Raw genomic sequence first — 16305 nt, 5'->3', positions numbered from 1 at the left:
GAACAGCTTGCAATTAGACATCCCGATAGAAACTTTATATGATAGAGTTACCTCATACATACCGTATTCATTAGAGACTATAAGGAGACCTCCATTATGATGAGACCAAGAACCGACAGAAGAAAAAGAAAGCTTCGGGCAGCGCTGCTTTTTGCCTTGTTGTGCGTCGTGGCGATCGCGTCTTATTCCTGGATCACGAACGTTCGTACCGAAGCGGAACCGCCAAGTACAGCCGCCGGCGAAACGGCGGCTCCGCCTTCCGGCGATGAGCCCTCCGCGGCGCCGACTCCTTCGGCCGATTCGGAAGCGGACGAGCCTTCGGAGGAGCCTTCGGGCACGCCTGCTTCCTCGGAGCCGACTCCGTCCGAAGAAGCGAGAGAAGTGAATGCCGACGGCATTCCGGTCGCCGCCGAGCCCGACAGCATAACGGCTCTTATCAATAAAGAAAACTCGCTGCCGGACGAATACGACCCGACGGATCTCGTGTATCCGGACGTACGGTTTCTGTTTGAAGAAAAAATCGAAAAGCGCATGATGCGCAAGGAAGCGGCGGAAGCGCTCGAGAAGCTGTTCGCCGGAGCGGAGGAAGACGGCATATACCTGGCAGGCGTATCGGCGTACCGTTCGTATTCGACGCAAAAATCGCTGTTCGAGCGTTATGTCGAGCAGGACGGCTACGAGAAAGCCCGCACGTACAGCGCCGTGCCGGGAACAAGCGAGCATCAGACGGGACTTGCGATCGACGTGTCGGGCAGCGACGGCAAATGCGCGGCGGAAAGCTGCTTCGGCGGCACGCCGGAAGCGGAATGGCTGGAGGAGCATGCGCCGGAATACGGCTTTATTATCCGTTATCCGGAAGGGAAAGAAGACATTACCGGCTATAAATACGAGCCTTGGCATCTTCGTTATGTAGGCGAGGAGCTGGCTCAGGAGCTGGCGCAGGACGGGAAGACGCTGGAGGAGTATTACAACGCGGTTCCGGTCGCCCAATAACAAGCCCGGCAACCGGAACACACGCAAGCTTTAGGGGACAATAAGCGCAGGCTGGCGGATAAGAAGAAAGGATTAGTTGGCCGAACCTGCGCTTCCCGCCGGATTAAAGCTTTGGCTCGAATGTCTTGCAATCCGTTTCGCTGGAATGAGCGGCATGCTTATTATCGCGGTTGTTAACGACATAGATGGAAGAAGCATTGCACAAGTTGCCGGCTGCCCAATATTTGCAAGAATTGACTTCGCAAAGAACGTCTTTGGCCACAATGGTCACCTCCCGAACTAAGATAGGCTGCAAGGCGCGATCCGGGAATCCGGAGGCCAAATAGCCGCCGATATGCAGCCTTATCATTAGGATGGGCAAACGGGATACGGCTTTATACAACGGAAAAGGAAGGTTTCATATGGCAAAAAACGTATATTTTAATCACGATGCAGGGGTAGACGACCTGATTTCGCTATTTTTGCTGCTGCAGATGGAGGATGTCAAGCTGACCGGCGTATCCGTCATTCCGGCGGACGGCTACTTGGAGCCGGGCGTCAAAGCGAGCCGCAAAATCATCGACCGCTTCGGAGCGGAGAGCGAAGGGCTGGAGGTAGCCCGGTCGACGTCCAGAGGGGTTAACCCGTTCCCGGCGGAATGGCGCATGCATACTTTCTTTGTCGATGCGCTGCCGATATTGAACGAATCGGGCGTCATGCATGCCGCCGAAGCCGAGCTTCCCGCTCATAAGCATATGATCCGGCAAATCCGGAGCAACGACGAAAAGACGACGCTGCTGTTCACCGGTCCGCTAACCGATCTTGCCCGGGCGCTGGATGAAGCGCCGGACATCGAAGAGAAGATCGAGCGGCTCTATTGGATGGGCGGCACCTTCCTCGAGCGCGGCAACGTACAGGAGCCGGAGCATGACGGAACCGCGGAGTGGAACGCGTTCTGGGATCCGGAGGCGGTGGACCGCGTATGGGCGAGCGGCGTGCCGATTACGATGGTAGCGCTTGAAAGCACGAACAAGGTGCCGCTTACGATGCCGGTCCGGAATCGCTGGGCTTCCTTGCGCAAGCACGAAGGGCTTGATTTTATGGGCCAATGCTACGCCATGTGCCCGCCGCTTGTATATATGGAAACCAATTCGACTTATTACTTGTGGGATGTGCTGACGACGGCGATCGTCGGCAAGCCCGAGCTGGTCTCCGAGCGTACCGTAACGTGCAAGGTGCATCGTTCCGGCCCGAGCCAAGGCCGCACCTTCGAAGCGGCGGACGGCCGCCCGGTCAGCCTCGTTTACGACGTCGATCCCGACCGGTTCTTCGATTATATTACGGAGCTCGGACAATCGGCGGATTCCCGCCGGTCTTAGCGCAGCGGCTCGTTCCCGTATAGGGAGACGCGGCAGCTTTTTTTGACGGACTGCCGGAAGACGTCCCGACCTTCACGCCGATCGTGAGTACGAACATGGCGAGAGGGGCGGGACGTCTTTTTTTCATACCGGCGAGCACCTGGTTTTTTCGAATCAAACTTGACATAGAGCATTGAGAATTTGGCGCTCTTTTTATATCATGTTATGTTTTATTACATTTAATGATTGACCCCAACCGTTATTGCGCCTATAATACGATATAAATTGAGGCTTTCCCTCAAAAACCGCATTAATTTGTCATGAATACTTACATCATTGGGAGGAGTCATCTTTATGAAATTGAAAAAAATCGCACTTATTCCGTTAGTTGCGGGGGCGTTGTTCAGTTCAGCCGTACTGGCGCCGTCGACTGGGATTTTGAAGCCTGCCAAGGCGGCAGCTGCAACGGCGGCAACGACGGCGACGACCGCAGAGGCGAAGACGGAGCTTCCGAATATTAAAATTTTGGCGACCGGAGGAACGATCGCGGGATCGGCAGCCTCCAATACGGCCGTAACGGGATATACCGCCGGCGCTCTCGGCGTCGAGACGCTCATTAACGCCGTGCCGGAGTTGAAAGGGATCGCCAACGTCAGCGGGGAGCAGATCGTGAACGTCGGCAGTCCGGATATCGATAACGGCGTGCTGCTGAAGCTGGCCAAACGCATCAACGCGCTTCTCTCTTCCGATGACGTGGACGGCATTGTCGTCACGCACGGAACCGATACGCTGGAAGAGACGGCTTACTTCCTGAACCTGGTCGTCAAGAGCGACAAGCCCGTCGTCGTCGTAGGAGCGATGCGGCCGGCAACGGCAATCAGCGCCGACGGTCCGTTCAATCTGTACAACGCGGTCAAAGTGGCCGGAACGCCCGAAGCCAAAGGCAAAGGCGTTATGGTGATGCTGAACGACCGGATCGGCTCCGCCCGCTTCATAACGAAGACGAACACAACGGCGACCGATACCTTCAAATCGCCGGAGCAAGGCTATATGGGCGAGATCGTCGGCGGGAAGGTCTACTTCTACTACGAGCCGCTTCGCAAGCATACGACGAAGTCCGAGTTCGACGTTACGGAGCTGGATGCCCTCCCTCAAGTGGATATCCTTTATGAGTATCAGAATAACGGAGCTTATTTATACGACGCTGCGGTCGAAGCCGGAGCCAAAGGCATCGTTGTAGCGGGTTCGGGCGACGGTTCCTTGTCCTCCGCATCGGAGAAGGGAGCCGAGGCCGCCGCGGACAAAGGCGTCATCATCGCCCGTTCGACGCGCACGGGAAGCGGAACGGTTTCGCTGTCGGGGGGAGATGCGGAAAGGAACTTCGTCACCACCGATTCGCTCAATCCGCAGAAGGCGCGCATTCTTCTTATGCTGGCGCTGACGAAGACGTCGGATGCGGCGAAAATTCAACAGTACTTCAACGAATATTAATGACTCAGGCGGCCGAAAGGCGGCGAAACGACAAAGACACCCTCGCGGGTGTCTTTGTTTTTTTGCCGTCGATAAGAACGGCGGGCGTAATCGTCTGGGCCGGGCCGGCGGCTGAACAACGGGGAAGCGAAAGGCCTTTCGAGTCAAATACCGAAAGGCCTTTCGAGTCAAATCTAGTCCATTTCGTAAATGGAGCCGGTTTTGCTGGCGTACAGCTCGGAGTATACCTTTTCCGCGTAGGTGTCGGTCATCCCGGATATATAATCGGCCACAAAGCGCGGCCAGCTCCACTCGTTTTTGTGAAGCTCGTAATTTTCGATCCAATCCGGCGGTATGATGAGACGGCCGTGTTCCGGCACGATAAAGCTGTCCCACAGCTTGCTGATCATGATTTCGCTCCGCTTCTGCAGCCGCTGAACGCGGAAGTCTTTTACGAGCGTTACCCATGCGAGCTTTTTCAAAATTTCCATCGTCCGAAGCGCTTCGAGATCCTCTACGCCGCCGTCGACCAGCGTGACCTTCTTCCAGCCCTTCTCCGGATCGTCGATAATGCCGACTTTATTGGCGAAGACGCTTACCCATCGGGCCTTCATCTCTCTCCGGGTCCGGGACGGCTCCTGATCGTATTCGACATACAACGCTTCCCATTGGTCCAAGTACCGCTCCAGAACGCGGCGAACCATTGCGGGAATGTCCACCTGATCCCAACCGATGTCCATGTTGCCCTGATCCTCTTCGATTTCCTGCACCAGATGATGAATCAAACGGTTATCCTCGAAAAAGGTGCGGTTCATTTGGATTTTGCCGGCGCGTATGCCGTCTTCGATATCGTGGGTCGAATAGGCGATATCGTCGCATAGATCCATCAGCTGCGCTTCCAGCGTCAAAGCGCCTTCCGGCAGCTTCCAAAGATCGCGGATCGCTGCGATTTCCTGCCATTCCGAGCGGTAAAGCCCCTTCAGACGGCCGGGGTCGTCAAGACAATAAGGGTATTTATTGATCGCGAGCAAAACGGCTGCCGTCAAATCCATGCCGCTTCCGCTGCCCGCCCGTTTCTCCAGAAACATAAGAATACGGTAGTTTTGCGCATTGCCTTCGTAGGACATGCCGTACTGTTCGGACAACAGCCGGTTCAGTACCTCTTCCCCCTTGTGGCCGAACGGCGGATGGCCAAGATCGTGGGCCAGCGACGCGATTTCGACGACGGCGGGATCGAGGATAAGCCCCGGATGCTCTTTCGCGGCCAGAAACGGGTATTGCTTGCCGAGGCGTCTGGCAACTTCTCTCGCGATTTGCGACACCTCCAGCGAATGCGTCAGCCTGGTGCGGTAATAATCTCCGGAACCGGCTCCGAATACTTGCGACTTGCCTTGCAGCCTGCGGAAGGCCGGCGATTGGATCAAGCGGGCGTAGTCCCGTTCGTACTCGTCGCGCTCTTCGCTGAACGTACCGGGAGCCGGTTCGTCCAGCCGCATTTTTCTAAGGTCCATGGTGGCTGCCTCCTTCCGGTTATGTTAGAAATGATGACATATCCATTTGCAAAATTGTAGCACATTTTTTCACAATGTACCTACTTGAATCCGATACGAATCATAGAGTATGATTCCATTAACTTTTCTAATTTATTGTCGCCCCAAGGAGCTCGACCATGAATATTTGGCAAGATGTGTATACCGGAATTACGGTTTTAAACATTTTTTTGGCGATTGCCGTCATTTTTTTTGAGCGGCGCAATCCGGCTTCAAGCTGGGCTTGGCTCATGGTATTGTTTTTCATTCCGATTCTCGGCTTCGTTCTTTATTTGATCGTCGGCCAAAAATTTCGCAAGCGCAAGCTGTCCCGGCTTCTCGGCGACCGTCAGCGGATCATTGAGGATACGATCGACCAGCAGAGGCAGCTGCTGGCTCACCGCAGATTTGCGTTCCACGACAAAGCGATGAGCGCCTACCAGGACATGATCTATATGAACTTGGGCAGCGGCTTCGCTCTTTATACGGAAAATAACGAAATCGAGCTGTTTACCGACGGAAACAGCAAGTTCGACGCTTTAATACGCGACATCGAGTCCGCACAGCATCATATTCATCTTGTCTATTACATTGTGAGGGACGACGCGCTCGGCCATCGTCTCCTGGACGCGCTGGTCGCCAAGGCGAAGCAGGGCGTCCAGGTTCGTTTTTTGTACGATTATATCGGAAGCATCCGGGTGAAGAGGCGTTTCTTCAAGCCGCTCAGCGATGCGGGAGGGCTGGTTCGGGCGTTCTTCCCGACCCGCTTCCCGTTTATCAACTTCAAAATCAATTACCGCAACCACCGCAAGCTGGCGATTATCGACGGGCATACCGGCTATATCGGCGGCTTCAATATCGGGGACGAATATTTGGGGCTGAGCAAGCATTTCGGAGCATGGCGGGATACGCATATGCGCGTCGAAGGCAATGCCGTCCACCAGATGCAAGCTCAGTTTCTGATGGACTGGAACTTGGCTACTTCGGCCAAGGTGGAGCTTGCAAGCGAGTTGTTTCCCACCATTACATGGAGCAAGGGCAGGATCGGCATGCAGGTCGTCGCCAGCGGTCCGGATACGGAATATCAGGAAATTAAGGCGGCTTATATTAAAATGATCCACTCCGCAAAGAAGACCGTTTATTTGCAGACGCCTTATTTCGTGCCGGACGGCAGCTTGATGAACGCGCTGCGGATCGCTTCCCTATCGGGAGTCGAGGTTCGGATCATGCTGCCAAGCAAAAAAGATCATTTCTTCGTCTATTGGGCGACGCAGTCGTATATCGGCGAGCTGCTTTCCTTTGGGGCCAAAGTATATCGGTACAGGGAAGGCTTCCTTCATGCCAAGACGCTCGTGATCGACGGACAGGTCGCTTCCGTGGGAACGGCCAACATCGATATTCGCAGCTTTAAGCTTAATTTTGAAATGAACGCTTTCATCTACGACACCCGGACGGCCTCTCGGCTGCAGGGCATTTTCGAGCGAGACATGGAGCTTTGCGACGAGATGACCCTTGAGTTATACAACGGCAGGCCGTATTTCAACCGGTTCAAGGAATCGGTCAGCCGGCTGCTATCTCCGATTTTGTAAGGGGGATGCTTGCAGTTTATCCGGTTTGACAAGAGCGATCCGGCCAACTTACCGGATGATGATTTCTATTTCGCGACGGCTAGCCATCGTATTGGCATAGCCGTCTTTTTTCTGGCTGGCTTCGTGGGTTAGCTTCGTGGATTGTCGAACCGTCCGTTATGCGCGTCATTTGCAGGATGGGGTTTCCCGTTCTTTTCGTTATTATCCCCTCGGTTCAGGAGCCGGCTGCAGGATGGCTGGCAGCTGGCGTGTCTGAGCAAAGGGGATGCTATCTACAAGGGGCTATAAAGTAGGTTGGATTCTGGCGCTAACAAACTTACAGCGTGTCCCGCAGGGACAAAGCGCTCCTAGCACGAAAGGCTGGTCGAGCGTCTCGGAAGCAGACATTGTTTTTCCTTTTGGGGTGGCCTTCAGGGGCGAAGCCCCTTGGGGTCCCCCTTACGACAAGGGGGATTTAGGGGGGGAGCTCTTGATTTAGGGGGTTGGGAGCCCTTGGTTTAGGGGTTACGGGATTAATTCTCCCAATTCATCTCCAGCTTCGCCCGCGAAGCACCGCTTCCCGGCGGTTCGGGACGGCCTTGAGGAAGGATCGGCAACGCAATCTGGACGGACGTGCCGTACCCTTCCTCGCTGTCGATATGAACGCCGTAGCCGGGACCGAACAGCAGCTGGACGCGGGCGTCGACGTTATGGATGCCGATTCCCGACAAGTGATGCTTGGTCCGCTCGTCGCTGTGGTCCGGGGAAGGGACGATGCCCGTACCGTCGTCCATAATCTCGATGCGCAACAGGCCGTCCAGCCTCCGGACATAGATATGAATATTGCCGCTCGCGTTGCCCGGGAAAGCATGGAAAAAGGCGTTCTCCACAAAAGGCTGAACGATGAGCTTGGGCACCATAAGCCCGAGGCAATCGTCCGCAACCCCGTAATGAACCCGGATCCGGTCTCCGTACCGCACTTGATTGATCAGGACGTAATGTTTAAGCGTTTCGATTTCTTCTTCCACGGTCACGTGGTCCTCCGTCGAGCCCAGCGTGCTTTGCAGCATGGAGATCAGGCTGTTGATCGTCTGGTCGACCGTGTCGGTACGTCCCATGTTGGCCAAATGCTTGATCGAGCTTAACGTGTTGTACAAAAAATGCGGGTTGATCTGCATCTGAAGCGCGTTAAGATCGGCTTTCCTGCGCTCCTGCTGTTCGTAGAGCAGCCTCTCGGTATATTCGTCGATTTCTTTGATCATCCGGTTATAGGATTTCGTCAGCACGTTCGTCTCGTAGCTGCCTCCTTCCTGAAGCGGATGAAGCTTCAGGCTGTCCCCTCTGGACGTCTTCATCGTCTCGACCAGCTTGCTGAGCGGCGACGTGATCCGCTTGCTGACGAAATAAACGAACAGCATGCTTGCGGCCAACATGACGCTGACGACCTTTAATATTTCCGATGAGATCGAATACAGCGGGGCGAACGCCTTCCGTTGATCGATCTCTTCGATTAAGTAAGCGTCGAATTCAGGCAAGTAATAAGAAATCGAGGTCCGCTTGCTCCCCTTTTCCGTCCATATTCCGCCTTTCTGCTGGGCGGTGAGACGGGCATGGCCGAGCAGGGAATCGTCTTTGCTCCCGATCACCGTTTTGTCTGCGCTCGACAAGACGGTACCGTCGGCGGAAACGAGCGAGATGCGGATTCCTTCGGATAGATAAGCGCTGTACTTCTGGAAAATATTCAGCTCGTCCATCACGACGGCCGCATAGCCGTACATTCGCCCGGTGGACGTATCTACGAGCGGCTTGGTGGCGAACACGAAGTTGTCGTAGGGCACCGATTCCACGAATAAGTCCGGGCTCGCGTGGTACATGATGCGGTTCGGAACCTCTCCGTTCACCTTCATATATTTCGGAATGATGTCCTGCGGGATCTTGTCCCATTTCAAAGAGTTGCTCGAATAATGCCGCTCCCCTTCACCGGGCAGCCCGGATACGATAATATGCGAATGGTCGGGGCTCAAATAATCTTTGTACAAATCGATGTAACGGCCCAGCGAAATGACCAGGTCGATCTGCTGGAGCGGCGTGGTCGCGGGCCTCGTAATATACTTCTTGAACGCGTCGCTGCTGCTGATTTGCAGCATGGCGTTGGCGACCTGATCGTTATACCGGAGCAGCTCGTCTTTGGCCAAATTCATATTGGCGGAAGCGTTGCGAATGACCTGGCGCAGCAGAATCCGTTCCGAAATAGTGGAGGAAGCCGCCATCAGCACGAGCGAAACAAAGAGAATGCCCGACAGCATCAGAATAAGCATCTTGATGAAAATACTGTTTTTGCGCAGCATGCCTGACACCTGTCTTTACAAATGAATTTGGTTGCGGTATTCGACAGGAGTGAGCCCTGTATATTTTTTGAACACTTTTGAAAAATAATTGTGGTCGGAGAAGCCGGTCGAACGGCTGATTTCGGATATCGTCCGCTCGTGGCCGACGAGCAGCTTTTTCGCTTCGGCGACTCTAACCCGGTTAATGTACGAAGTTAAATTTTCGTTCGTGCGCTGCTTGAAGTAGGAGGACAAATAGCTGTAATTGACGTGCAGGCTTGCGGCCATGTCCGACAGCGAAATGTCGTTCGCGTAATGATGTTCTACATAATCGTAGATTTGCTGAAGAAGAGCGGACTGCGAATGGTCGCCGCGCCGGTCGAGCCGCTTCAGGCTCTCCAGAAACTCCGTTGCGATGCTCTCCAGCTCCCGGATGTCGAAAGCGAGATCGATCGTCTTAAACAGCTTGAGCTTGGACGAGTGCAGCTCCTTCGTCGGCATTTTCATCTGCTCGAGCGTGCTTAAGGCGGAGTAGATCAGATTTTGCATAAAACGTTTCAGGCTGTATTCGTCGCATGTCTGGTTCTGCCGCACCTCCGAAATAAGCGCTTTCAACATTCCGATAGCTTCATCGAACGACAATAGCTGCAGTTTTTCGAGAAATCCGGCTTGATCGAACGACAGATCCCCGTTTCCTTCAACAATGCGCTCCTCCGGCACGATCGCGCTTCCCGCAAAATAAAGCAGCTTGCCCAGGCAGTCCGTCAACCGGTCCTGCTTCGCTTTAACCGCTTCGAGCCCGTCGCAGCGGCCGGAAACGACGAAGGAGATATACGAGAGCTCATTCTGAGCTTCGACCGCAAACCGCATTAAAGCGTTCTCAATCTCATCCGATTGTTCGATCCCGTAATTGACGATGAGAAGCATCTCGTTTTTCAAAAAAACGCAGCGATGCCTAAGTTCCGCCAACCGGTCCGCCGCTATCCGGATTAACGTTTGCTCCAGCTGGCTTTGGGTCCATTTGGTTCTGGACGTGACAATTCCGGTCCCCGCCTTCGCAACGCGATAGAAAGGGGCGGGAAAAAGCGCTTCCAGCCGGCCGTGCAGCCCGTCCTGCTCTTCCGTCGGCAGGTCGTCCTCAAGCCAACGGGCCAGCAGCAAGGAGGCGTCTTGGCTCTCGGATTGGCGGCCTCCGGCCGCCGGGTCGATGTCGCCGCATAAATCGCGAATCAAGGCGATCAGCTCGGGCGCGGAAACTTTAGGCTTCAATAAATAATCCGTTACTCCGTATTTAAATACCTCGCGAACATATTCGAATTCGCTGTAGCTGCTAAGGACGACGACTTTCATGTCCGGGTAGCGGGAGCGAATCGTTTTGGTCAATTCCACGCCGTCCATAATCGGCATGACGATATCCGTCAGGACGACGTGCGGAGAAGCGTTTTCAATGCACTCAAGCGCTTCCCGGCCGTTGGACGCCTGACCGACGATTTCGATGCCGTATTCGCTCCAATCGCATAGATGCAGCAGGCCCGTCCGTTGGATGGCCTCGTCGTCGACGATCAATACCCGGTAGTTGGCGGAGCGTAATTCCATCGTGACACCTCGATTATATGCCTTCTATATGCTTCGATTTCTCCATCATATCTCAATCGGAAAAATTACGGTATGGTTAATCCATTCCAGATGAAAAATTGCAATAAAAATTACCCATTCCATAATTTTTACTATCGTGAGACGGAAGGCCTACCCGAGGGTGCCATAATAACTACTCATTTTGACCGAATATGTATTATACTCGTCCCGTCCGTTTCTCTAAAATGTATATCATGAAGCGCTTACAATATATCGAAGGGGTTGTATGGTTTTGAAAAAGCTGCTTTCCGTATTACTGTTCGTATTGCTGACGGCATCGCTGCTCGCCGCATGCGGTGCCGGTTCCAAAGCAGGAGCGGGCAACGAAGGAGGCTCCTCCTCCAATAAAGTCATCGCATGGGCGTGGGATCCGTCCTTCAACGGAGCCGCGCTGAAAATTGCGGAAGAGATTTATCAGAAAGAACATCCGGAATTCGACCTGGAGGTCGTCGATATGGCGAAGGCCGACCTGGAGCAAAAGCTGAACACGAATTTGGCGGCGGGCGTTCAGGACGGGCTTCCGGACATTATTTTGGTGAACGATCCGAACATTCAGAAGTACGTCACCGCATTCCCGGGCACGTTCGCGGACTTTACCGACAAAGTTGATTACAGCCAGTTCTCTCCATATAAGGTCGATGCGCTTACCGTCGACGGCAAAAAATACGGCGTTCCGTTCGACGTCGGCGTAGCGGGCTTGTTCTACCGCACCGATTACCTCGAGCAAGCCGGCTTTACGAAGGCAGATCTGGAAAACATCACTTGGGACGAGTTTATCGAAATCGGCAAAGTGGTGAAGGAAAAAACGGGCAAATACATGACGACGATCAATCCGAACGACGAAGCGCTCACGTCGATTCTGCTTCAATCGGCGGGGTCCTGGTACATTACCGAGGACAACAAAGGCAACTTCGTGGACAATCCGGTCATGGCCGAAACGCTCCGCGTGTACAAAGCGCTGGCCGATTCCGGCATTGCCAAGCCGGTAACGGGCTGGAGCGAATTCGTCGGAAGCTTCAATGCAGGCGACGTGGCGACGGTAACGTCGGGCGTATGGCAAGTTTCGTCCATTATGGACGCGAAAGACCAGAGCGGCAAATGGGGCGTGGCTCCGATTCCGAGACTGAACATCGAAGGCGGCGTCAACGCATCCAACGAAGGCGGCTCCAGCTGGTTCGTGCTGGACAAGTCGAAAAACAAAGACTTGGCCATTGACTTCCTGGCGAAGACGATCGGCGGAAGCACCGAATTTTACGAGCGTTTCCTGCTGGAGAACGGCGGCGTAGGCTCTTACATTCCGGCTTTCTCGAGCGAGGCGTACGCCAAGCCGTCCGAGTTTTTCGGCGGACAAGCGATCTACAGCGACTTCACGAAATGGTCGACGGAAGTTCCGGGCATCTCCCTCGGCATGTATACGCAAGAAGCGAAGGACGCGCTCAAAAACGAGCTGCCTAACATTTTGGCCGGATCCGATCTGACGCAAAGCTTGAAAAATATCCAGCAATTGTTCGAGCAGCAGGTGCAATAAAAGCAAAGTGCAGGTGGCAGGCCATGAGCAATAAATGGAAATCTTCCGCAATGGGTTGGCAGTTCGTATGGCTGCCTTCCCTCCTTATCTTGATCTTCAGCTTTTACCCGATGGTTCAGTCGCTGCTGTTGTCGTTTCAATCGGGCAAGGGCAACGTTTACAGCTATTCGGGGCTCGACAACTACGTCCGGCTGTTCCAAGACCCGATGTTCAAGCAGGCGGTTCTCAACACGCTGTTGTACCTGATCATTCAGGTGCCGATCATGCTGTTTCTGGGACTTGTCATCGCTTATTTCCTGAACATGCCGAATCTTCGGTTCAAAGGCGTTTACCGGACGCTTATCTTTCTTCCTTGCGTGACGTCGCTTGTTTCTTATGCGGTGCTGTTCAAAAGCATTTTCGCCGTCGACGGCGTGCTGAACAAAATGCTGATGTCCATTCATCTGATCGACGAGCCGATCGCGTGGCTGATGGATCCGGTATGGGCCCGCGTCGTCATTATCGCGGCGATTACGTGGCGCTGGACCGGCTATAATATGATTTTTTATTTGTCGGCGATGCAAAACATCGATCCAAGCGTATACGAAGCGGCTTCCATTGACGGCGCTTCGAAGACGCGCCAATTTTTCACCATTACCGTCCCGCTGCTCAAGCCGATTATTCTGTTTACGACGATCATCTCGACCAACGGCACGCTGCAGCTGTTCGACGAAGTCGTGAACATTACGAACGGCGGACCGGGCAACTCGACGATGACGATTTCGCAATACATATATAACCTGTCGTTCCTGTATACGCCTAACTTCGGCTACGCGGCGACGGTATCGTACGCAATCGTCATTATGGTCGCTGTCCTCGCGTTTCTCCAAATGAAGGTCGGGGGTGAGAAAAAGCAATGAAAAAGCTGAGTGCGGCAGGCATACACGTTTTCCTTATCATCGTTTCGGCGATTTCGTTGTTCCCGTTTATTTGGATGGTCATCGGGATGACCAACTCATCCTCCGATATCGTAAAGGGCAAGCTCAGCTTCGGTTCGATGCTCGGCGAGAACCTCACGAATCTGGTATCGACCACGACGCTCGGCAGCGCATTCGTCAATTCCGCGCTGATCGCGATCGTGGGCACGATTTTGACGCTTCTGCTCTGCTCGATGGCGGGATACGGCTTTGAAATTTACCGCTCCAAGGGCAAGGACCGGTTGTTCGGCCTCCTGATGCTGTCCATGATGATGCCGTTTGCGGCTATCATGATTCCGCTCTTCCGCATGTTCAGCAACCTGGGCTTGCTGAACACGCCGACGGCGGTCATTCTGCCGACGATGACGACGGCATTCATGATTTTCTTCTTCATGCAGAACACGAAATCGTTCGCGCGGGAGCTGCTGCAGGCGGGCCGGGTCGACGGCCTCGGCGAATGGGGACTGTTCTCGCGGGTATACATGCCGGCGATGCGCCCGACGTTCGCGGCCGCGGCGATCATCACGTTCATGAACTATTGGAACAACTTCCTGTGGCCGCTTATCGCCCTGCAGACCCAGGAGAAAAAGACGCTGCCGCTGATCGTATCGTCGCTGGCGTCGTCGTACAACCCGGACTACGGCATGATTATGGTCGCGATCGTCATTACGACGCTGCCGACCGTCCTGATCTTCTTCCTGCTTCAGAAGCAGTTCGTGGAAGGCATGCTCGGTTCGGTGAAATAAGGAAGAGGAAAGAGGTTCCGCGCATGAAGGCGCGGAGCCTTTTTTTATTGACGATAGCGAAAGAAACAGGCTATTTCAGCGAAAAACAACTTGTCGCCTGCGGGGCGAGTTGCGGTGCAAACGTTGATTTTGCATCGTTGACAGGACGTTCATTTTGCTGGTATCGATTGAACCATCTTCTGGTTGACAGAAAAGAAACTACGTGCTACATTTATTTTAAATTTAAGATAGTTTACTTTAGGATATTTATTCGGCGAACGATTCGTGCAAAGGATGGGTGGCTGTCATGGAATTCAGCGAACTGGTGAAGGAAAGAAGATCGGCTAGCAAGTTTTTGACGGACGTATCGATTACGGAAGACGAGCTGAACGAAATTTTCAATGAGGTGAAATATGCTCCGTCCGCTTTTAATCTGCAGCATGCGCATTATTTGGTCGTTCAGGACCCGGAGCTGAAGGCGGAGGTGTTCGAGGCGGCGGGCAAGCAGTACAAGGTGAAGTCGGCTTCTGCGGCCATTCTTGTGCTCGGCGATACGGAAGCTTACAAGAGCGCGCCGGAAATTAACGAAGGGCTGCTGCATCTCGGGATCATGAGCAAGCAGGAGTACGACCATGCGAATCTGGACGTGAAGGCTTTTTACGAAAGCAGGGGCGACGTTTTCAAGCGGGAAGAGGCGATCCGGAACGCCAGTCTGTCGGCCATGTTATTCATGCTCGTGGCCAAGGACAGAGGCTGGGATACTTGCCCGATGATCGGCTTCGATCCGCGCCGGATCGTGGAATCGCTCGAGATTCCGGACCGTTACGTGCCCGCGCTTCTTGTGACGATCGGCAAGGAGGACCGCGGCAGCAGAAGGCCGAGAGGCTATCGGAAGCCGGTCAGCGAATTTGTCAGCTACAATCGTATTCGGCGGTAAACCGGTAAGGAATACTGATCTAGCGGGGAGGGTTCGGAAGATGAAAATTGCGGGCCATCATCATCTATCCATGCTGACGGGCAATGCGCAGCGAATCGCCGATTTTTACCGAGCGACGCTGGGACTTCGCATGGTGAAGAAAAGCGTCAATCAGGACGACCCGTCGATGTACCATTTGTTTTTCGGCGATAAAGCCGGGAGTCCCGGGACGGAGCTGACCTTCTTCGAGCTGGCGCATGCGGCGCAAACCCGGCGAGGCTCCGGCGCGATATCGAAAATTTCGCTGTTGGTCCGGGGGAAGGCTGCGCTGGATTATTGGAACCAACGGTTTGAAGCGATGGACGTCGATCACGGAGAGTATACGACATACGGAGGACGACAAGCGCTGCCGTTCGAAGACCCGGACGGGCTGCCGCTCCAGCTGGTCGATCTAGGCGAAGGGAAGACGCCGGCATTCTGGGAAGAATGGGCGGATTCCCCGGTACCGGCCGAGTACCGGATACTCGGCATCGGACCGGTGGAATTCGCCGTCCGGAAGCCGGAGGAAACGGAGCGTCTCTTGATGCGATTGTTCGGATTCCATCACGCCTTCTCTAACGGGGAGGAGAGGATTTATCAGTCCGCGGAAGGCGAGGCGTTCGGCGAGATCGTGATCAAGAGGTCGGCTTCGGAGAAGGAAAGGCCGGGCAGAGGAAGCGTTCATCATCTGGCCGTTCGCGTCTCCGACGAGGAGGAGCTCCGCGAATGGGACCGCCGGATACGGGAGCAAGGCTTGCATACGACGGGCGTGGTGGACCGTTATTATTTTCAAAGCCTTTATTTCCGCGAGCCGAACGGCATCCTGGTCGAGCTGGCCACGGACGGCCCCGGCTTCGCCGCCGACGAGTCGCCCGACGCGCTTGGCGAGCGGCTGGCTCTGCCGCCGTTCCTGAAGGAGCGGCGGGCGGAAATCGAAGCGAAGCTCAAGCCGATTCGTTAACGGCACACAAACAGCCAGCGGGCATGCCCGCTGGCTGTTTTTTCTCGGCAGTTGGAATGAATTTTTAAAGTGGGGAATATTAAGCCGATCAAATATTCACTAGTGCAGCTTACCCCACAGAAGAAGCGGCCGCCGCTCATGTGTAGCATCGAAGACGCCGGAGCGGCAGGGTTCGGCACGAAGTAGAGCTTTGTCCGTTAGGACAAGCGGCTCCCGCTCATACGTAACTTCGCAGAGGGTAGAGCGGCAGGCAGCACCTCAAGGCACAACGTGTCGTAAGGAGCGGGAAAGAAAGCTTTGTCCGTGAGGACAACGCGAGGG

At 54.4% G+C, this 16305-nt stretch carries 13 protein-coding genes; 9 read left to right on the top strand and 4 right to left on the bottom strand.

Going from position 1 to position 16305, the window contains the following annotated elements:
• Positions 1 to 99: 99 nt before the first annotated feature.
• Positions 100 to 993 (top strand): M15 family metallopeptidase, encoded by an 894-nt coding sequence (locus ACFSW5_RS24910; RefSeq protein ID WP_379280220.1) that lies wholly within the window; start codon positions 100 to 102, stop codon positions 991 to 993.
• A 103-nt stretch (positions 994 to 1096) separates the two neighbouring features.
• Here the strand turns inward: ACFSW5_RS24910 and ACFSW5_RS24905 are convergent, their stop codons facing one another.
• Positions 1097 to 1255 (bottom strand): DUF1540 domain-containing protein, encoded by a 159-nt coding sequence (locus ACFSW5_RS24905; protein ID WP_379279592.1) that lies wholly within the window; start codon positions 1253 to 1255, stop codon positions 1097 to 1099.
• Positions 1256 to 1394: 139 nt separating this feature from the next.
• Between ACFSW5_RS24905 and ACFSW5_RS24900 the strand changes: the two genes are divergently transcribed.
• Together ACFSW5_RS24900 and ACFSW5_RS24895 are read left to right on the top strand one after the other, a co-directional pair.
• Positions 1395 to 2351 carry a nucleoside hydrolase gene (locus tag ACFSW5_RS24900; protein ID WP_379279589.1) on the top strand — a complete coding sequence of 319 codons (957 nt, stop codon included), beginning with the start codon at positions 1395 to 1397 and terminating at the stop codon, positions 2349 to 2351.
• Between the two features lie 333 nt (positions 2352 to 2684).
• Complete coding sequence (locus tag ACFSW5_RS24895; RefSeq protein ID WP_379279587.1) at positions 2685 to 3821, top strand: type II asparaginase; 1137 nt, start codon at positions 2685 to 2687, stop codon at positions 3819 to 3821.
• A 173-nt stretch (positions 3822 to 3994) separates the two neighbouring features.
• Here the strand turns inward: ACFSW5_RS24895 and ACFSW5_RS24890 are convergent, their stop codons facing one another.
• The gene (locus ACFSW5_RS24890) at positions 3995 to 5311 is read right to left on the bottom strand and encodes a deoxyguanosinetriphosphate triphosphohydrolase family protein (RefSeq protein WP_379279584.1); all 1317 of its coding nucleotides are present in this window, start codon (positions 5309 to 5311) and stop codon (positions 3995 to 3997) included.
• 158 nt (positions 5312 to 5469) lie between these two features.
• On the opposite strand from ACFSW5_RS24890, the gene cls reads away from it, so the two are divergent.
• Positions 5470 to 6918: a cardiolipin synthase gene (cls, locus tag ACFSW5_RS24885; RefSeq protein WP_379279582.1), complete on the top strand. Its 1449-nt coding sequence runs from the start codon at positions 5470 to 5472 to the stop codon at positions 6916 to 6918.
• Positions 6919 to 7430: 512 nt separating this feature from the next.
• Here the strand turns inward: cls and ACFSW5_RS24880 are convergent.
• Positions 7431 to 9245 (bottom strand): sensor histidine kinase, encoded by a 1815-nt coding sequence (locus ACFSW5_RS24880; protein ID WP_379279579.1) that lies wholly within the window; start codon positions 9243 to 9245, stop codon positions 7431 to 7433.
• A gap of 15 nt (positions 9246 to 9260) precedes the next feature.
• Positions 9261 to 10820 (bottom strand): response regulator transcription factor, encoded by a 1560-nt coding sequence (locus ACFSW5_RS24875; protein WP_379279577.1) that lies wholly within the window; start codon positions 10818 to 10820, stop codon positions 9261 to 9263.
• Positions 10821 to 11091: 271 nt separating this feature from the next.
• On the opposite strand from ACFSW5_RS24875, the gene ACFSW5_RS24870 reads away from it, so the two are divergent.
• From ACFSW5_RS24870 to ACFSW5_RS24850, 5 genes are all read left to right on the top strand, one after another.
• On the top strand, positions 11092 to 12387 hold the full coding sequence (locus ACFSW5_RS24870; RefSeq protein WP_379279574.1) for an ABC transporter substrate-binding protein: 1296 nt from the start codon (positions 11092 to 11094) through the stop codon (positions 12385 to 12387).
• A 23-nt stretch (positions 12388 to 12410) separates the two neighbouring features.
• Positions 12411 to 13286, top strand: coding sequence for a carbohydrate ABC transporter permease (locus ACFSW5_RS24865; RefSeq protein WP_379279571.1), 876 nt, complete (start codon positions 12411 to 12413; stop codon positions 13284 to 13286).
• On the top strand, positions 13283 to 14089 hold the full coding sequence (locus tag ACFSW5_RS24860; protein WP_379279567.1) for a carbohydrate ABC transporter permease: 807 nt from the start codon (positions 13283 to 13285) through the stop codon (positions 14087 to 14089). The genes ACFSW5_RS24865 and ACFSW5_RS24860 overlap by 4 nt, the downstream gene beginning before the upstream one ends.
• Before the next feature lie 286 nt (positions 14090 to 14375).
• Entirely contained in the window at positions 14376 to 15005 is a 630-nt protein-coding gene (locus tag ACFSW5_RS24855) for a nitroreductase family protein (RefSeq protein WP_379279565.1), read from the top strand.
• 40 nt (positions 15006 to 15045) lie between these two features.
• Positions 15046 to 15984, top strand: coding sequence for a ring-cleaving dioxygenase (locus ACFSW5_RS24850; RefSeq protein WP_379279563.1), 939 nt, complete (start codon positions 15046 to 15048; stop codon positions 15982 to 15984).
• Positions 15985 to 16305: the final 321 nt, after the last annotated feature.

The sequence above is a fragment of the Paenibacillus thailandensis genome (genome assembly GCF_042685365.1).
Lineage (GTDB): Bacteria > Bacillota > Bacilli > Paenibacillales > Paenibacillaceae > Paenibacillus_AP > Paenibacillus_AP thailandensis.
Note: the sequence above shows the minus strand (reverse complement) of the source record. Positions and strands in the feature narration are given on the sequence as shown.